The 17,615-nt window shown below is 63.7% G+C and carries 13 protein-coding genes and 2 pseudogenes; 3 read left to right on the top strand and 12 right to left on the bottom strand.

What is annotated here, in order from left to right; genetic code table 11:
- The 5 genes and pseudogenes from KI243_RS11800 to KI243_RS11775 all read right to left on the bottom strand — a co-directional run bounded on the left by KI243_RS11800 (window position 1) and on the right by KI243_RS11775 (window position 5,490).
- Window positions 1-1,341, bottom strand: a complete 1,341-nt coding sequence (locus tag KI243_RS11800; RefSeq protein WP_042936706.1) for an aminotransferase class III-fold pyridoxal phosphate-dependent enzyme — start codon at window positions 1,339-1,341, stop codon at window positions 1-3.
- Window positions 1,319-2,446, bottom strand: coding sequence for an aminotransferase class III-fold pyridoxal phosphate-dependent enzyme (locus tag KI243_RS11795; RefSeq protein WP_017128861.1), 1,128 nt, complete (start codon window positions 2,444-2,446; stop codon window positions 1,319-1,321). The genes KI243_RS11800 and KI243_RS11795 overlap by 23 nt, the downstream gene beginning before the upstream one ends.
- A 9-nt stretch (window positions 2,447-2,455) precedes the next feature.
- Complete coding sequence (locus KI243_RS11790) at window positions 2,456-3,337, bottom strand: TauD/TfdA family dioxygenase (protein WP_212810853.1); 882 nt, start codon at window positions 3,335-3,337, stop codon at window positions 2,456-2,458.
- Window positions 3,312-4,877 (bottom strand): AMP-binding protein, encoded by a 1,566-nt coding sequence (locus KI243_RS11785; protein ID WP_177119031.1) that lies wholly within the window; start codon window positions 4,875-4,877, stop codon window positions 3,312-3,314. Before KI243_RS11785 ends, KI243_RS11790 begins: the two co-directional genes overlap by 26 nt.
- A pseudogene (locus KI243_RS11775) lies at window positions 4,874-5,490 on the bottom strand (thermostable hemolysin). The gene KI243_RS11785 and the pseudogene KI243_RS11775 overlap by 4 nt, the downstream one beginning before the upstream one ends.
- 175 nt (window positions 5,491-5,665) lie before the next feature.
- Between KI243_RS11775 and KI243_RS11770 the strand changes: the two are divergent.
- From KI243_RS11770 to KI243_RS11760, 3 genes are all read left to right on the top strand, one after another.
- Entirely contained in the window at window positions 5,666-6,586 is a 921-nt protein-coding gene (locus tag KI243_RS11770; protein ID WP_017128857.1) for a LysR family transcriptional regulator, read from the top strand.
- 545 nt (window positions 6,587-7,131) lie between these two features.
- On the top strand, window positions 7,132-7,719 hold the full coding sequence (locus tag KI243_RS11765; RefSeq protein ID WP_177109497.1) for a plasmid pRiA4b ORF-3 family protein: 588 nt from the start codon (window positions 7,132-7,134) through the stop codon (window positions 7,717-7,719).
- A 168-nt stretch (window positions 7,720-7,887) separates the two neighbouring features.
- The gene (locus tag KI243_RS11760; protein ID WP_212810850.1) at window positions 7,888-8,862 is read left to right on the top strand and encodes an alpha/beta hydrolase; all 975 of its coding nucleotides are present in this window, start codon (window positions 7,888-7,890) and stop codon (window positions 8,860-8,862) included.
- Here the strand turns inward: KI243_RS11760 and KI243_RS11755 are convergent.
- The 7 genes and pseudogenes from KI243_RS11755 to KI243_RS11725 all read right to left on the bottom strand — a co-directional run bounded on the left by KI243_RS11755 (window position 8,838) and on the right by KI243_RS11725 (window position 17,614).
- Entirely contained in the window at window positions 8,838-9,164 is a 327-nt protein-coding gene (locus KI243_RS11755; RefSeq protein WP_178992519.1) for a ferredoxin family protein, read from the bottom strand. The genes KI243_RS11760 and KI243_RS11755 overlap by 25 nt on opposite strands.
- Entirely contained in the window at window positions 9,161-10,780 is a 1,620-nt protein-coding gene (locus tag KI243_RS11750; RefSeq protein ID WP_177086363.1) for an FAD-binding protein, read from the bottom strand. The genes KI243_RS11755 and KI243_RS11750 overlap by 4 nt, the downstream gene beginning before the upstream one ends.
- Before the next feature lie 183 nt (window positions 10,781-10,963).
- The gene (locus tag KI243_RS11745) at window positions 10,964-13,138 is read right to left on the bottom strand and encodes a molybdopterin cofactor-binding domain-containing protein (RefSeq protein WP_212810849.1); all 2,175 of its coding nucleotides are present in this window, start codon (window positions 13,136-13,138) and stop codon (window positions 10,964-10,966) included.
- On the bottom strand, window positions 13,135-13,611 hold the full coding sequence (locus KI243_RS11740; RefSeq protein WP_017128833.1) for a (2Fe-2S)-binding protein: 477 nt from the start codon (window positions 13,609-13,611) through the stop codon (window positions 13,135-13,137). Before KI243_RS11740 ends, KI243_RS11745 begins: the two co-directional genes overlap by 4 nt.
- 222 nt (window positions 13,612-13,833) lie before the next feature.
- Window positions 13,834-15,060 (bottom strand): annotated as a pseudogene (locus tag KI243_RS11735) (carbohydrate porin).
- 281 nt (window positions 15,061-15,341) lie between these two features.
- The gene (locus tag KI243_RS11730; protein WP_177086367.1) at window positions 15,342-16,100 is read right to left on the bottom strand and encodes an SDR family NAD(P)-dependent oxidoreductase; all 759 of its coding nucleotides are present in this window, start codon (window positions 16,098-16,100) and stop codon (window positions 15,342-15,344) included.
- Between the two features lie 53 nt (window positions 16,101-16,153).
- Window positions 16,154-17,614 carry an NAD-dependent succinate-semialdehyde dehydrogenase gene (locus KI243_RS11725; protein ID WP_017128829.1) on the bottom strand — a complete coding sequence of 487 codons (1,461 nt, stop codon included), beginning with the start codon at window positions 17,612-17,614 and terminating at the stop codon, window positions 16,154-16,156.
- Window position 17,615: the final 1 nt, after the last annotated feature.

Genomic DNA, 17,615 nt, shown 5'->3' with positions numbered 1-17,615 from the left:
TCAGCGCTCCCCCTTGCTGCGCAGCAGCTTGTTGGGGATCTGGTACATGTTGCGCACCACCAGGGAGAACGCCTTGATCCCCAGGGCCGGCCGCTGGGCGATGGCCTCCAGGGCTTCCTCGGTCATGGTCAGCACATGCCGCAGCGCCTCGGGGGTGATGTTCAACGGCGGATAGAAACGCAACACCGGGCGACTGGCCTTCTCGTTCATCGAATGCCCGGCATGAATGCCGCGCTTGCCCAGCTCCATGCTCATCAGCGCTTCATAGACCGAGCCGCGCAGGCGCAGGCCGGTCATCAGGCCGACACCCGGCACGTCCTCGACGATCTGCGGGTAGCGCTCGGCCAGCCGTTGCAGGCCGTGGCGCAGCAGGCCGCCATTGACCCGTGACTGCTCCACCAGGTCGTGCTGCTCGATATAATCGATGGCCGCCAGGGCCGAGGCACAGGCCACCGGGTGACCGCCGTTGGTACGCTGGTCCGGCTCGATCTCGCGCAGCGGATGCTGCCGGGTCAGGCGCTGGCTGTACATGGCACAGGCAAACGAGGTGTAGCCGCCGGTCAGGCCCTTGGAAAGGATCATGATGTCCGGCACCACTTCGTCGTACTGCACGGCGAACCACTTGCCGCAACGGCCGAAGCCGGTCTGGATCTCGTCGGCCACCAGCAGGGTCTCGGTCGCGTCGCACAGGGCACGGATGTTGGCCATGTAGCCCACCGGCGGAACCTGTAGGTGCGCGCCGCCGAGGATCGGCTCGACATACACCGCGCACACGCCCTCGCCCACCGCCTTCTGCAAGGCGGCGAAATCGCCGTACGGCACGTAGGTCACCTGCGGCGCATGGGTGCCGTAGCTGCGATGGTGCTGTTGCTGGCCGAGGATGCTCATCGCCGCCAGGGTCTTGCCGTGATAGGAATCGCCCATGACCACGATGCCGCGACGGTGCTTCTGTACCTTGAGCACGTAACGCAGGCTCTGCTCGATGGCCTCGGCGCCGGAGACCATGTACTGCACATCGCCCCAGTCGCCCGGGACCAGGTCGCGCAGGCGCTCGGACAGCGCCTCCTGCAACGGATGCACGCGCCCTTCCGGAACCCACGCCATGCGGTTCAGCTGGTTCTGCACCTGCTCGCGCACCAGCGGGTTGCGATGGCCGACGATAAACACCCCGTAGCTGCAGGCGCAGTCGATAAAGCGCTTGCCGGCATGGTCGGTGACATAGATGCCATCGGTGTGCTGTTCGACGCTGGTCTTGCCCAGGCGGTAGAGCTTGGCCGCCGAGGCACTCCAGTGACGCTGGCAATCATCCAGCAGTTGCTCATGAGGCAGGGTTAAGGACATGGCTGAAAGTCTCCTTGATAATCTGGGCGGCACGCTGGATGGGTTCGGCACGGGCGGTGATCGGGCAACGCAGGATCAGCTCGCGGCCCCGTGGTTCGCTGACGTAGACGCCTTGTTCGTACAGCGCCTCGCACAGCTCGGCCGGTGTCAGGTCGGCGGGCACGGGCACACTGACCCAGGCGCCGCAGGCCACCGCCCCGACCGGGGCCAGTGCCTGGGCCAGGAGCCGACCATTCTCCAGGCACTGCCTGGCCGAATCGTGGGTGCGCACATAGTCCAGCGCGGTCAGCGCGGCCACGCAGGCCATCGGGTTGCCCGCGGTGGTGCTGCCGTGCTTCGCCGGGCTGCTGCGACCGTAGACGTCATAGGCCATCCGCTCGCTGCAGGTATAGGTGCCGATGGGAATGGCGCCGCCCCCCAGGGCGCCGCCGAGGACCACGATATCCGGCGTGTTGCGATAGCGCTGGAAGCCGAACAGGTGGCCCAGGCTGCCCAGGCAACTCTGCACATCGACCGCGATGACCGGCGCCGAAGCCTTGGCGGCCCGGGCATACACCTGGTCGAGCAGTGCCTGGTCGATCAGGCGCAGGTGACCGCTGCCATCGATCACCGTGCTGGTGTGGCAGACCGCGAAGCAGTCGTTCCAGTCGACCGTGTCCAGGTCACCGACCTGACTGATCGCCACCCGCTCGAAGCCGAGGAAGCGCTGGACCTCCTGATAGTCCTGGGACGCACTCAGGCAGCGCCCGTAACTCAGCGAGCCATAGTCGCCGCCCTGGATGAAGACAATCGTCTTGCCCTTGGGCTTGAGGCCCTTGCACAGCTTCAACGCACCCTCGAAGGCTTCGTCGCCGGAGCTGCACACATAGGAGCTGACCAGCGGCTCGGGCAACTGCTCGGCCAGGGTGCGGCACAGGGCGATCAGCGGCTCGGACATCAGCACCCGGTTGGACAGGCCCATGATGCCGGCCTGGCGGCTGACCGCGTCGATCACCTCGGGCACCTGGAAGCCGAAGCCGCCGCTCAGGTCGACGATCTGGCGACCGTTGCCGTCGGTGTAGGTCTCGTACTGGCCGGTGATGATTTGTTTGTTCCTGGTTTTCATAGAGAGGTCTCAGCGGTAGCTCAGGGCGTTGAAAATGCGCCGACGGTCGTCAACGATGGCTTGGCGGCCGTGCATCACCCTGCGGTTGTCGATCATCACCATGTCGTGGTCGCGCCAGCCCACCGGGTAGGTTTCCTGGGCGGTCACGGCGGCGATCTCGACCAGGAACTCGCCCGGGATCGGCAACCCCGACAGCGTATCGATCACCGGCGCCTCATAGTTGAAGGACGGTCCGAGGATGCTGTTGGCGAAGGCCGGACGCCGGCTGAACTCCGAGACCAGGATCGCCGAGGTGGTGAAGGCGTAATGGATCGAGTCGTCGGTCGGATTGAAGGAAATCTGCGTGCGCGGATCGTCGCCGATGACCTGCAGCAGGTCATCGATGACCACCGCCGCCGGGTCCGACAGCGTCGAGGAATAGTGGCAGACCAGGCGGCGCCACTTGTCGCCGGCAACGGTGCGGCTGTAGCGGATCGGGTTCAGTTCGAAGAACTCGCGGCACTGCGGCGAGAGTTTCGCCAGGACCCGCTCGCCATCGCACAGGGTGGTTTGCGAGCCCTTGCGCGGTGCTTCCTGGCAATAGAACCAGGTGATGTCCGGCCAGAACGGCGAGTTGCCGTTCTCGCAATGCAGGCCGACGGCATCGCGCCCCGCATCCACCAGTTGCGCCGCGCCACCGACCATGACCCGGGCCGGATCGAGGCTCAGCCGCGAGCTGTGCTGGCGGACAAAGGCACTGAAATCCTCGGCGTTGTGAGTGCAGTTGCGAAACAGCACGACGCCGTAGTGTCCGAGCAATTCGTACAGTTCGGTCTTGCCGAGGCTGCCGAAATGGCGCGGTTCGACAATCGAGATATCGGGGTTTTCAGAGTGATAGGCAGGCGTGTTCATGGTGTGCATTCCCTTGCAGAGTGGCGAAGACAGTGGCGATATCGGCGCGCTTCGGGCGGCCGGTCACGGTGTAGAGTTGTTCGAGCAGCGGATCGTCCTTGGTCAGCAGCCACAGGTGGCTCGGGCGCTCGATATCGGAGAAGCGACGGCCCGACCAACTGGCCAGTGCGGCGTGGTCCGGTTGCGCCTCGACACAGAGCAGGGCCACCAGGCCGTGATCCTCGTCGAAGAACACCGCGGCATCGCGCACCCCCGGGTATTCGCGGTATTCCAGCTCGACCTGCTCGGGGCTGACGTTGCGGCCATTGGGCAGGCAGATCACGTTCTTCTTGCGCCCCCGCACATACAGGTAGCCGTCGGCATCCAGTTCACCCAGGTCGCCGGTGTCCATCCAGCCGTCCGCGGACATCGAGCAGGCGCTCGGGTCCAGCCCGGAATAACCGCTGAACAGTGAACTGCTCTTGACCTCGATGGTCTGGTCGGCGCCGATGCGCACCTGGACATGGGGCAGTGGCTTGCCGACGCTGCCCAGGCGCTGGTGCTGCGCGGTGTTCATGCTGACCACCGAGGCGTTCTCGGACAGCCCGTAGCCCTGGAACACCGGGATACCGTCTTCGGCCAGGGCATTGAGGATATCGAGGCCGACCGCCGCGCCACCGCAGGTGATATGCACACCCGAATGCAGGTAGCGCGACAGGCGCTCGCCCTGCGCATCACCCCGGGCCAGTTGCTCGTAGAAGCGATTGAGCATCACCGGCGGAACCGTCAGGGCTGTCGGCTGGACCCGCAGGATCCAGTCGATCAGGTTCTGGGGCGAAGCCCCCGGTTCACCCAGCAGCGGCTCTTCTTCCGGCAGGAAATACACGGTCCCACCTGCCAGCAGCGGCAGGTACGCGGCGGTGACCTGCTCCAGCAGCAGGCTCAGGGGCACCAGCGACAGATAGCGACGATGGGCATCGGCCGGCATGCCCTGGCGCAGGGACGTCAGCACCGCCCCCACCGCCGCCGTGCTTAGGCGTACACCCTTGGGCCGGCTGGTGGTACCCGAGGTGTGGATGATCTTGCAGATCCAGTCGCTGTCGTCCGGCTCGTGCAGCAACGGCTGCTCCAGGGCCGGCTCGCTGATACGGCGCAGGCGGTCGGCGGGGAAATCGAGCAGCCAGCGCTCGGCCAGGGTACGCAAGCCCGCGTTGTCCACCAGGAAACCGTCGCAACGCTCGGCCAGGTGCTCGGCCTGGGACTGACTGAAGGCCAGGGGCAGCGGCAAGGCAGTGATCCCGGCAAACAGGCAGGCCAGGTCGGCGATCAACCAGTCACTGCTGTTGCGCGTGGCAATGCCCAGTACCGCACGTTCGCCACCAGGGGTGACGTTGAAGCGGCGCTGCAGCTCGGCGGCGAGGTTCAACGCCCGGTGTTCCAGCTCGCCATAGGTCAGGGCAATCCCATGCTCGGGACCTGCGGCGACACAATCGACCGAGCAGACTTCATGACGGTTGACCTGCAAGGCCAGCCGCAAGTCGGCAATGAACGCACGGCTCATGGTTGCGCCCTCACTGGCAGATCGGTCGGTAGCTGGCTGAACAGGGTGTTCAGGGTCAGCGCGGCGAATCGCGAGCGCTGCGGGTCGACGCGGATAAACCCGGTGACCGGCAATTTCGAGTAGTAGCTGCCCCACTTCTTGCCGGCTTCATCGGCCAGTCGCTGCGGGTCGGCGGCGAGCAGAGGTTCGAAGACGATCTGGCAGCTCTCCATCATCTCCCGGACCCGAGGCGTGACCGTGCACAGCAGGTAGTGGCCCCCATGCACCAGGCCAGCAGGGGAATCATGTTGACCATGATGATGCCTGCCGTCAGGTGATGGGAGATCAGGCTGCCGATCTCGGCGATGTTCGCGCGGTCGATGGTTTTCTCGAAGCGGCGCGACAGAATCGTCTCCACCGGCTCCGGCAGATACTGCTCGGAGAACAGTGTTCGATGGTCGGCAAAAGTTATACCGGCGCAAGAAAGAATCCGTTCCTCGGCGTCTTGCGTTAGTGCAAAATATTGCGGGTTTGGTTCCACGCTTGCCTTATAAGAGCTGCGAAATTTTTCCTTCACAACTTCCGTTGCCTGCGTCCACAAGGGTGTCTGGCTTTCCGTGACACGTACCAACATTTCGTCCTCCTCCGTCCCTGTGCAGGGGTTATCAAAATGTGAGCCGCGAATATATGGAGGAGGACTCCTACAGGCTATTTAAAAACTAAATTGCATCCGCTAATATACAAATAGGCAGATTTAGTAAAAACATGAAGAAAAGTAATACCCATGGATATTCACCGAGACGGATTTTATGCTCAATAGCAATTTGCTCAGAAAACTGGACATGCAGGACCTGATGGTATTCGTCGCACTTTATGAGCAGAACAGCGTCACCGAGGTCTCCGAAACCCTCTGTGTCAGCCAGTCCACCGTGAGCTACTGCCTGAAAAAGCTGCGCACCAGCTTCGAGGACGAGCTGTTCATCCACACCCGTAATGCCATGTGGCCCACCAGCAAGGCCACCAGCATGTACAGCCATGTCATCAACATCATAAAGAGCATCAACCTCTGTCATTCGGAAACCAAACCCTTCGATCCGGCGAAGAAAGAGATCACGTTCAATATCTGTGCACCTGAATATTTTGAACTATTGATTCTTCCCAGCCTGCTGAAGAGTTTTATCAAGAGTAGTTTCCCGGTCATATTGAACATCCACAAGTTTCATAAAGACATTCCGGTCGAGAAACTTGCCGATGGCCGTTTCGACCTGGTTATCTGCTCCGGCCCCAATTTTCATCGCGACGCGAAGAACTTCAAATCCAAAATACTCCTGGACGACGACCTGGTGTGCGTGGTCGACAAGAACTTCATGCCACCCGACAACAAGTTCAACCTGGAAACTTTTGTCGAGCGCCAACATATCTTTCCAACGCCCTGGATGTCGGACACCAACATGGTCGACGGCTGGCTCGGCAAACAGGGTTATACCCGGCAGATAGTTGCTCGCTCCAACAGTTATGTCGCGGCGCTTGAGATGATCAACGGCACCGACCTGGTGCTCACCCTGCCCCGTCGCATCCAGGCGCTGATCTGCGACGAAAGCAAGTTTTCCTTCTGCAAACCCCCGGCGGGCCTGCCCAGCTTTACCATGGACATGCTATGGGACCGCAAGGCCGGCCAGAACAGTGCCAACACCTGGCTGCGCGAACAGATTGCCAAGGTCTGCGCCTAGGAGTGTCGCCGAGAGCCGGGACACGCGTTTGAGTGTGTACCGGTTCCGGTTAAATTGGTGCGGTGTCAATTAAAGGCCAAGTGGCGGCTTAGTTGTAAAAACGTCGGACAATCCGTCGATACTCATACTCCGGGCACGAGACACGGAAAACCTCTCGCCAGGCACTGTGCAAAAACATGTTACATACCCGCCGATATGCACGAATGCAGCCGTTCATGGGCATTTGCCGCAGCAACAAGGGACGTTGGCAACATATTGACGTCATTATTATGTTGATAATCTTTTGCTAATACACCCGTTGTTCCTTTCTGGGGGCGTTGTACGTAACAGGGGGGCGGGCATAGGGTCCGACTAGTTGCAGCCAACTACTCCCGACGGTGACGAAACGCTCCCAAGGGATAGATCGAGGTTTAAACCCCAGCCAGGCATGTAGGCCTATTCACACCAAACCTGTCCGTCCCATCTGATTTTCGCCACGGTGCAACACCGCTAGTATCGGACTGACAACTCCCTGCCATTGACCACCGCGAGGCTGCCTGCGCCTTATGCCCCAGACCACCCGCCCGGCTGAGCCACACACCGCCAGCGTGCAGATACTGCGCATCGAACTGAAAACCATCATTCCCACGATCTGGCGCCAGGTCGCGGTGCCTGACAGCATTTCCCTGGACACCCTGCACCGGGTCATCCAGACGAGCATGGGCTGGAGTGACACCCACCCGCACCGCTTTGAAATCGCCGGCAGGCACTACAGGGCTCCAGTCTCCGGCAGTCATCAGGACGGCTCGCCGGTCGCGGAACAAGGCAATGCCCTGGTTCACGTGTTGCAGCAGCACAGCACGTTCCACTATGTCTACGATTTCGGCGACAACTGGGAGCACCTGATCACCCTGGAAAAGACCCTGCCCGCCGAGGCCTGCCCCGCGTTGCCGTACTGCATCGACGGGGCCAACGCCTGCCCACCGGAAGATATCGGTGGCGCGCCCGGGTATGGCGAGTGTCTGGCCGCATTGACCGACCCCACTCATCCCGAGCACGGAAACATGCTGGAGTGGTTCGGCGAGAGCGGTTTTGATCCGGCCGCGTTTGACGCGGTCCGGGTCAATCGGTTGCTGAGGCAGATCGGCGCCTGAGCCCGCTATTGGCACGCCCCTGGCGCTATCCAGAACGTCTTCAACGAACGTTCGGTCAACACATCCGGCCCCACAGAGGGGAAATCCATTCGTCAATGCCAGGAATAAACTGGAACCTCATTCGCCAACCCCGAACCTGTCGCGGGGTTGCCACACGAGGAACCTTCCATGGCATTCACTCCCCTTGTCCAGGCCCGTCTCGACGCCTGGGTCGCATCGGCCGCCGACTTCGGCCCTTTTCTCCTGGGTCAGGAAACGACCACCACCCTTGACCAGCAACGCCAGGCCTACGAACAGGTGCTGTCCTCGCACCCGATTCCCGAGGGCGTTACCACCCATGCCATCGATATGGGCGGCATCCCCGGCGCCGTGGTGATTCCCGACGGACTGCAAGGCGAGCGGATTCTTTTCTACATCCACGGCGGGGGTTACGTAGGCGGCAGTCCCAAGGGCTACCTGGGCCTGGCCGGGCACTTCGCCAAGCTGCTGGGGGCCAGGGTCTATCTGCCGGACTACCGACTGGCACCCGAACATCCCTTCCCGATCCCGATCGATGACACCCTAGCGGCCTATCGCTGGCTGCTTGAGCAGGGCAACGACCCGCGCTCCATCGTTTTCTCGGGGGACTCGGCCGGCGGTGCGATGGTCGTCTCGGTGATGGTCAAGGCGCGCAACGCCGGCCTGCCTCTGCCCGCAGGCGGCGCGGCGCTGTCGCCATGGGCCAACCTTGCGCATACGGGCGCCTCCATCGACAACCGCGACGGCCTCGACCCGCAGGCCTCGCGCCTGGGGTTGACGCTACTCGCCAAGGCCTTTCTCAACGGTGCGTTGCCTACCGATCCCGATGCCTCACCGGTGTTCGCCGATGTCCGGGGGCTGCCGCCGATTCTTGTGCAGATCGGGGAAAACGAAGTGATGCTCAGCGACGCCATGCGGCTCGCCACCCACCTGGGGGAGAACCGCGTACGGGTGTCGCTGGAGGTCTGGCCGCAGATGTTTCACGTCTGGCATCTGTTCGCGGCGATTCTGCCGCAAGGGATGCAGGCGCTGGAAAACGCGGCGCTTTTCCTCGACCAGGCCATCCTCGACCAGACCATCCGTGACCAGGCCCCGGTGACTCAGGCCTTGCCCAGCAACTGGTAGCTCTGGTCGGCGCTGGCGGTGGACTGGCGGCCCTTGCCCCAGCCCACCGCCTCGCGGTAGCTGCCCAGCCACTGTCCGGCCTGCCGGGCGATCTCGGCATCGGTGGCGGGCCGATCAGCGTAGGGAGCGACGAACAAGGCATCTTCCGGGCAGTAGACTTCGCACATGTAGCAGGTCTGGCAGTCATCCTGCCGGGCGATCCGTGGTGCCTGCCCCTCCAACGGCGCGAAGACGTTGGTCGGGCAGGCCAGGACGCAGATGTTGCAACCGGTGCAGCGTTGGGCGTCGATGAGTTCGATCATGCCGCCTGCTCCGCGAGAAGTTGTTCGTCCACCGGTGCCAGCGACTGGTGAGCGGTCCAGACTTCGTCCAGGCCGCCACTGAGCACGCGATGGCGCTGGGTCGTGTCGAGGCGGGTGTAGTCACTGCGCCGATGCATGCCCCGGCTTTCCGTGCGTTCCAGGGCGCTGCGGTACATCCAGCGCGAGACGGCGAGCATCGCGCTGGCTTCGCGCAGGCGCAGGGTCTGCTCGCTGTCCGAGGCCGGTGCCGCCGTGCGTACCTGTTGCCACAAGGTATCGAGCCGGCCCAGCGAGGCCTGCAACTCGTCGCCACGCCGAAACCAGTTGCGCTGGTACGGGAAGACTTCGTCCTGCACCGCCTTGATCAAGGCGCCGGGGTCCAGCTGCCGACCCCGCGCATCGAGCAGACCGGCACCACCCTGCTCGCGCAGATGAATACCTCCCGACAGCCGATTGCCCTGGGCGAATTGCGCCGCCCCGGCCCCGGCCCAGAAGCCGGAAGACAAGGCCCAGGCGGCGTTATGGCTGCCGCCGCCGGTGAAACCGCCACAGATCAGTTCGCGGGTCGCCGCGTCGCCGGCGGCGAACAGCCCCGGCACGCTGGTGGCGCACTGCTCGTCGACAATGCGCAGGCCGCCCGTGCCGCGCACGGTGCCTTCCAGGCGCAAGGTCACGGGAAACAACTGGCTGAAGGGATCGATACCGAGACGGTCGAACGGCAGGAAGAAATTCGGCTGCGCCAGGCGCATCTGCGCCTGGGCCAGGGCGTCGGCCTTGTCCAGCCGCGCATACACCGCTTCGCTCTGCAGCGCCTTGGCAATGACGCTGCGCCCTTGTGCGGAACCGGCGCCCTGCATGAGCCGGCCATCGCCATGATAGAAGTTCGCCCACTGGTAAAACGCCGACTTGGTCACCGAGGCGAATGCCGGGCACAGGCCATAGGCGTTGGAAAACTCCATGCCGGAAAACTGCGCACCGGCTTCGGCGGCCATCAGGTGCCCGTCGCCGGTCAGCACGTTGCAGCCCAGGGCGCGACTGAGGAACGCACAACCTCCGGTGGCGATCACCACCGCCGCCGCTTCCACCCGCCATGCCTGATGTTTCTGCCGCGAGATACCCGTGGCACCGCTGACGCGTCCGTCAGGGTCGGTCAGCAGTTGCAGGGCCGGACTGTGGTCAAGAATACGCACGCCCGCCTGCTTCACCCGCTTGCGCATCAGGCGCATGTATTCGGGGCCCTGCAAGGACATGCGGCGTTGTTCGCCGGCACTGTCCAGCGGGAAGGGATACCCCCAGTCGGCGAGGGTCTGCATATTGCTGTAGGTCTGCGCGAGCACGCGGTCCATCCAGGCGGTCTCGGCCAGATAGCCACCCCGGGCATAACGGCTGGCCTTGGCCGCTTCGCGCTTGCGCGCATCGGGCTCGACGTACCAGACGGCGGTGCCCGACGGCGCGGTGGCCCCGGATGCGCCGCAGTAGCCCTTGTCGGCCAGTACCACACTGGCACCACGGGCGGCGGCGCTGATGGCTGCCCAGGTACCCGCCGGCCCCCCGCCGATGATCAGCACATCGGCACGCCACTCCCGGCCGCCCACGCGCTCTTGCAAACCTGACATGTTGGTCCCCTCGTTGGATTCGCTGAAGTACTGGATAGAGCGAGCCCGACGACAGTCAGGTGGTTGATGGCGTTGCAGCCGGTATTGATACAGCAACGCCGTCGCAGAGGCACCGGCCAAAGTGTTCTTTGCTTATAATCGGTCGTTCGAGCCGCCAATCGGACAGCGCTGGATCGAAACGACTCAGGCACCCGCCAGCTGGCGGCTATCGACAGGCAACTGACGCAGGCGCTTGCCCGTCGCGGCAAACACGGCGTTCACCAGCGCGGGTGCAATCGTCACCGTGGACACCTCACCAATCCCGCCGGGAGACTCCTCGCTGTCCAGCAGATGGGTTTCGATGGCCGGCATCTCGTTCATCCGCAGGACCCGGTAGGTGTCGAAATTGCCCTGCTCGACTTTCCCGTCCTTGAAGGTGATGTTGCCGAACAACGCCGCACTCAGGCCGAAGACCGCCCCGCCCTGCATCTGCGCGACGATGCTGTCAGGCACAATCGCGCGCCCGCAATCGACCACGCAGGTCACCTTGTGCACGCGCACCTGCCCGGCGGCATCGACACTCACCTCCGCCACCTGGGCGGCGTAGGTGCCGAAGCAGAAGGTCAGCGCAACGCCGCGGCCCCGGCCTTTCTCCAGCGGGGTGCCCCAGCCCGAATGCTGTGCGACCGCCTCGAGGACCTTGCGCGCACGCGGGTGCTTGTCCAGCAGCGCCAGCCGATAGGCCACCGGGTCCTGCCCGGCGCTCGCCGCCAGCTCATCGATAAAGCCCTCGACCATGAACACGTTCTGGGTATGCCCGACACCGCGCCAGAAACCGGTGGTAATGCCTTCGGGCGGTTCATGGCGGATGTAGCTGACGCCAATGTTCGGGAAGTCATAGGGACCGCTCGGGTCGCGTATGGCATCGCCGTCGATACCGTTGGCAAAGCGTGCCGGCAACCAGCGCGCGAGGATCGACGAGCCCGTCACCTTATGGGTCCAGGCCGTCGGCCGCCCGTGGGCATCCAGGCCGGCACTCAGGTGGTTGAAATGGTAGGGCCGCAGGGTGCTGTGACGGGTGTCTTCTTCCCGGGACCAGATGACCTTGAGCGGGAACTCCACCTGCTTGGCGAAAGCCACCGCCTGGGCGACAAAGTCGACGTCCAGGCGCCGGCCAAAACCACCGCCCAGCAAGTGGTTGTGCGCCTGGACCTGGGATTCGGCCAGACCGGTCAACTGCGCGGCCACTGCCTGCGCCCGCGCCGGCACCTGGCTCCCCAGCCAGAGGTCGCAGCCTTGTGCGCGGACATGCACGGTGCAATTCATCGGCTCCATGCAGGCATGGGCCAGGAACGGCACCTGATAGACCACCTCGAACTTCCTGTCGGCCTGCGCCAGCGCCTGCGCGACATCACCGACATTACGCACCACGGCCCCCGTGGCCCGGGACGCCTGCTCGATCGCCTGGAGCATTTTTTCCGTGGAGAATTGCCCGTTGGCGCCTTCGTTCCAGCGGATATCGAGCAAGGCCAGGGCCTTGCGCGCCGCGCCCATATGCTCGGCCACCACGGCCACGGCGTTGTCGATACGGATGACCCGCAGCACGCCCTTGACCGCCAGGGCCGCGCGGTCGTCGACGCTGGCGAGGCTGCCGCCGATCACCGGACAGGCCGTCACCGCGGCGACCTTGAACCCTTCCGGTCGTGCATCGATGCCATACAGGGCCGTGCCGTTGACCTTGGCCGGCGAATCCGTGCGCTTGCTCGTCAGCCCGATCAGTTGGAAATGCTCCGGGCTTTTCAGCTCGACCTTTTCCGGCACCGGCAGGGTCGCCGCCTTCTCCACCAACTCACCGTAGGTCAGGGAACGCCGGCTAGCCTCATGCCGGACCACTCCCTCGCTTGCCACGCAACTGCTCGGGGCCACGCCCCATTGCAGGGCGGCCGCCTGGAGCAACAGGGTCCGGGCGGTGGCGCCGGCCTGGCGCAGGGGGTCCCAGGCGCTGCGGATCGAGGTCGAGCCGCCAGTGACCTGAAAACCCAGCAGCGGATTGGCATAACGCTTGTTGTCCGCCGGGGCATGCTCGATCACCACCTGGTCGAGACGCACCGCCAGCTCTTCGGCGATCAATACCGGGATCGAGGTGTAGGTGCCCTGCCCCATCTCGACCTGGGCAATAGTGAAAGTCACCTTGCCCTGGCGGTCGACGCGGATAAACGCGTTGGGTTCGAACAGTGTGTTGTCATCGGCCAGGCCGGCACCGATCGCACCGGGCAAGGCCAGGCTCAACAGCAACCCGCCGCCGGTGGCCGCGCCGATTTTCAGCAAGCCGCGCCGCGACACCCGGCCGCCAGCAGTCGTGTCGAACCTGATGTTCATGCGCCCACCTTGACGAAGCTCGCCCCGGCCGCCTGGCGGATCGCCGCATGAATGCGCGCATAGGTGCCGCACCGGCAGATGTTCCCGGCCATGGCGTTATCGATATCGCTGTCACTGGGATTGGGATTGCTTGCCAGCAGCGCCGTCGCCGACATGATCTGTCCGGACTGGCAGTAGCCGCACTGCACCACTTCCAGGGCCTGCCAGGCGTCCTGGATCTTCTTGCCGGCGACAGTCTCGCCCACGGCCTCGATGGTGGTGATCTCGGCCTGGGCCAGGGCACTGACCGGCATCAGGCAGGAGCGGATCGCCACGCCGTTCATGTGCACGGTGCAGGCACCGCACAACGCCATGCCGCAACCGAACTTGGTGCCGGTCATGCCGAGGACATCCCGCAGGACCCAGAGCAGCGGCGTATCGTCATCGACATCGACCGTGTGCACGGTGCCATTTATCTTCAATGTCTGGGTCATGTTCAGCTCCTGCCAGTCGATGGGTCAGCGGTGCGCCAGGCGTCGCCACTGATCAAAATGCTACCGAGCATCCTAGGGCCAACACCCACCCCGGAGAACCGATGCCGCCTTCAGAGCCTTTGAAGTCCGGCTAACAAGGCGCGCCGGACGTCGCGATGGATGACGGCGAGGCCCGTTGCAGGCCTCCCGTCTGTTCGGGAGCGGCTAGGCCCTAGAAGTTGCTCATGACCTGCACACCCAGTACCACCGAGTCGTCGACCTGATAAGCCCCCCGGGATTGGCCAGGTACTGGATGTTCGGGCGCACGGTCAACCAGGGTGCCACCTTGATCCCGTAATGCAGTTCGGCGACGTATTCGGCGGTACGTTCAGGCTGATAGCGCGGGTCGTTGTAGTCGACCAGCCCCCGTACCTGGTTCTGCAGTTCGATGCGCTTGGCAAACGCCGGGTTGACATGGAGCGCCCCCACCGCGAAGCCCAGGTCATCCTCGGGACGCGAGGCGAACACCCCGGTGTAGATCGCCCCCAGTTCCACCTGGTAGTCCATCATCGAGGTGGCCTTGTCGTTGGCCGAGTAATGGGCGAAAAGGCTCAGACCGCGCCGTGGATCACCGGCGTCCGCGGTGATTTTCTGCCGGGCGTAGGCATACCAGCCCTGCTTGTTGTTGCGCTCTGCCAGGGGCAGGCCCGTCAGGGGTTGCGGCGCGCCATTGGCATCATCCAGGGCATCCGTGGTTTTTGCGGTGTTGTAATAGGCACCAAGTTTGTACATGCCCGGATAGCCGCTACCGAACAGTGGGTTCCAACCCAGTTCGCTCAGGTACGTCGTGCCGGTACGCCCGCTGGTATTGAGTTTGAAACCGTTGTTCGGCTCCAGCTCCGTGGGATTGAACTCGAACGCACCGACCTGCCAATACGTATCCTTGTTGAAGTTGTACTTGACCCGTGCCGCCCACTGGCTGACGGGGGCGCTATACCACACCTTCGAACCATGTCCACCCAAGGCACCGCAGAAGGCCCAGCTCTAGAACTCGCAACCGATGGTGTCGAAATCGTCACCCACCGGGATCCGGCCAAACTTGATATCCAGTGCCTTGTCGAAAAACATCTGGCGATACCACATCTTGGTCAGGCGCCAGGTCTGGCCGGCGCCATAGATTTCCTGGGTAGAGGACGAGATGTAACCCGCTCGCGGGTCCACCAGCCGGTCGTTGGTGATGTCCCGGCCGCTGCGCTCGGTTATCGTCAACTGAAAATCGGCATCCTGGATACCGAGAATCTTCTGCAGGTCGAAATGTGAACTCAGGGCGAACTGATCGGCATACCGCGCCGTACGATCATGGTCATAGCCGCCTTTGATATTGGTCGCCACTTCCGGAATATAACTGAGACCGAAGTCGTAACCCTTTTCCTGCAACTCCCGGCGCAAGCCGCCCCAATCGCCCAGCATCCAGGGAGAGGCCGTGTCAAAGGCCTGCGCCGATAATGCCGACTCGCTCAACATCACGGTCCCGGCCAGCAGAAAAACGCTTGAGCGCGATGAAACCTTCATATTTGCCACCTTTTATTATTGGATTTATCAGACAAAAAGAATCCGCAGCTTCGAAGTACGAAACTGTTTTTTTAAAACGTTTATCGGGTTTGGGTTAACGCGTTGGATGAACTTTCATGACGGCCCCTGCTTGCACGTCGTGTTGCGCCGTCGGGCGACGCAACACGGGTGCGGCCGTGCTACAGGCATCGCCCTCCGTCGACAATGATGTTCTGCCCGGTCATGAACCCGGGCGCTTCACTCGCCACCCAGACCACCGTTTCGGCGATCTCCTCGGGCTGCCCCAAGCGGTGTAGCGGGATGTTCGGCAAGTAGCGCTCCATGGCCGCGTCCCAGGCTTCATCCGGTTGCAGGAATTTCCTGAACATGGGGGTTTCCAGCGAGCCGGGAGCCACCGAGTTGACCAGGATGCCGGCGTCCGCCAGCTCCAGCGCCAGGGTCTGGGTCAGGGAGATCGCCGCGGCCTTGGCCGCGCAATAGGCACTCATTCCGGGCCGGGCGCGGCTGCCTGCCACCGAGGTGACATTGACGATGCGCCCGCTACCCTGCTCGCGCATAAGCGGTACCACCGCCTGGGCAAGGTGGACGATCCCCATGAGATTGACGTCCAGCACCTGGCTCCAGAGTTGCGCCGAAACCGCCTCGAAAGGCAGATTGGCCTGGGGCATGCCGGCGTTGTTGACCAGTACATCCACCCGTCCCCAACGCGCGCGTACCTGGTCGATGGCCGCGCGCACCTGCCCCGCGTCACAGATATCCACCCGTGCCGCCAATACGCTCAGGCCGCTCGGATCCAGGACCGTGGCCTGGGTCAAGGCCGCATCGCCATCGATATCCAGCAACACCACCCGGAAGCCCTTGCGATGCAACAACCCGGCGGTCTTGAGGCCTACGCCACTGCCGGCGCCGGTGACGACGGCGACTTTTTCAACTGACATGATGTTCTCCCTGTTGGCCGGCCCGCTTGTCCGGTCGGCCTGATCGACAAGATTCAGCGTGCAGCGCCGCGAACCGGTGGGTGTTGCAGGATGACCTTCTTGCGCAGGTACGCTTCCAGGCCCTCGATGCCCGACTCGAAACCATGCCCGGAGGCCTTGATTCCGCCGAACGGGGTTTCAGTGCGCGAAAGCACCGTGGTATTGACGCCGACCATCCCGGCTTCCAGGGCATCGCTGACGTAGGTGGCATGATCCAGGGACTCGGTAAAGACAAAGGAGCCCAGGCCATAGGCAGTGTCATTGGCACGCACCAGCACTTCATCGCGATCACTGAACGTGGTGATGGGCATGATCGGGCCGAACGCCTCTTCCACCAGCACCCGGGCCGCATCCGGGACATCGGCCAGCACGCTCGGCGCGAAAAAGTAGCCGTCGCGTTCCAGGCGCTTGCCGCCGGCCAGCAGGTCGGCCCCGCGCTCCCGTGCGTCATCGATCAGTTGCTGCATCACCGCCAGCCGCCGGGCATTGGCCAGCGGCCCCATCTGCGTGCCGGCCTCGACACCGGGGCCGACCCGCAGGTCCCGGGCGAACGCCTGAACCGTGGCGGCAAAACGTTCGGCGATGCGCTCATGCACATAGAAACGGCTTGGCACATTGCAGACCTGTCCGGCATTGCGGAACTTGGCCGTGGCGCATAACGTGGCGACCGCCTCGACATCGACATCGTCGAACACGATCACCGGCGCGTTGCCGCCCAGTTCCATAGTAGTCACCAGATCGTTGTCCACCGCCAGATGCCCGAGCACCCGGCCGACCGGCAAGGACCCCGTCAGGGACACCTTGCGGATCACCTTGCTGCTCAACAGTCGCGTGGAAATTTCCGCGGGGATACCCAGCAGCAGGTTCGCCACCCCCGCCGGCAACCCGGCCTGCTCCAGGCACTGGAAAATGATCACGGCCGTCGCCGCGGTTTCCTCGGAGGCCTTGATGATTACCGTGCAGCCGGCGGCCAACGCGCCACCCAGCTTGCGGGCCACGGTGGTCGCGGGAAAATTCCACGGGGTAAACGCCGCCACCGCGCCGATCGCCTCGTTGACCACCAGCAGGCGACTGTTGGCCGCGCCGGGAATCACCCGACCGTAGGCGCGGCGGCCTTCCTCGGCATACCAGTCGAGCACGTCGGCGCTGACCTGGATCTCCATCCGTGCTTCAGCCAGCGGCTTGCCCTGCTCCAGGCTGAGGATCGCCGCCGCTTCTTCAGTGCGTTGGCGTAGCAGTCCGGCGGAGGTGCGCAGGATCTGGTAGCGCGCTTCGGCCGTCTTGCCGCGCCATCCGGGCAATGCCTCGTCCGCGGCGGCCAGGGCCGCGTCGATGTCGCCAAGCGAGGCGTGGCGGTAACGGCCCAGCACCTGTTCGGTGGCCGGGTCGAGCACCTGCTCGACGGTCTGCGCGCCGCCTTCGACCCAGCGTCCGGCAATGAATTGATAAATCTGCGGGTAACTCGCAATGCTCATG

This window comes from Pseudomonas sp. Ost2 (genome assembly GCF_018326065.1).
Taxonomy (GTDB): Bacteria; Pseudomonadota; Gammaproteobacteria; order Pseudomonadales; family Pseudomonadaceae; genus Aquipseudomonas; species Aquipseudomonas gingeri.
Note: the sequence above shows the minus strand (reverse complement) of the source record. Positions and strands in the feature narration are given on the sequence as shown.

Coding starts and splice junctions, on each gene's coding strand:
- KI243_RS11800 (WP_042936706.1), bottom strand. CDS start 1,341: ATGTCCTTAACCCTGCCTCATGAGCAACTGCTGGATGATTGCCAGCGT.
- KI243_RS11795 (WP_017128861.1), bottom strand. CDS start 2,446: ATGAAAACCAGGAACAAACAAATCATCACCGGCCAGTACGAGACCTAC.
- KI243_RS11790 (WP_212810853.1), bottom strand. CDS start 3,337: ATGAACACGCCTGCCTATCACTCTGAAAACCCCGATATCTCGATTGTC.
- KI243_RS11785 (WP_177119031.1), bottom strand. CDS start 4,877: ATGAGCCGTGCGTTCATTGCCGACTTGCGGCTGGCCTTGCAGGTCAAC.
- KI243_RS11770 (WP_017128857.1), top strand. CDS start 5,666: ATGCTCAATAGCAATTTGCTCAGAAAACTGGACATGCAGGACCTGATG.
- KI243_RS11765 (WP_177109497.1), top strand. CDS start 7,132: ATGCCCCAGACCACCCGCCCGGCTGAGCCACACACCGCCAGCGTGCAG.
- KI243_RS11760 (WP_212810850.1), top strand. CDS start 7,888: ATGGCATTCACTCCCCTTGTCCAGGCCCGTCTCGACGCCTGGGTCGCA.
- KI243_RS11755 (WP_178992519.1), bottom strand. CDS start 9,164: ATGATCGAACTCATCGACGCCCAACGCTGCACCGGTTGCAACATCTGC.
- KI243_RS11750 (WP_177086363.1), bottom strand. CDS start 10,780: ATGTCAGGTTTGCAAGAGCGCGTGGGCGGCCGGGAGTGGCGTGCCGAT.
- KI243_RS11745 (WP_212810849.1), bottom strand. CDS start 13,138: ATGAACATCAGGTTCGACACGACTGCTGGCGGCCGGGTGTCGCGGCGC.
- KI243_RS11740 (WP_017128833.1), bottom strand. CDS start 13,611: ATGACCCAGACATTGAAGATAAATGGCACCGTGCACACGGTCGATGTC.
- KI243_RS11730 (WP_177086367.1), bottom strand. CDS start 16,100: ATGTCAGTTGAAAAAGTCGCCGTCGTCACCGGCGCCGGCAGTGGCGTA.
- KI243_RS11725 (WP_017128829.1), bottom strand. CDS start 17,614: ATGAGCATTGCGAGTTACCCGCAGATTTATCAATTCATTGCCGGACGC.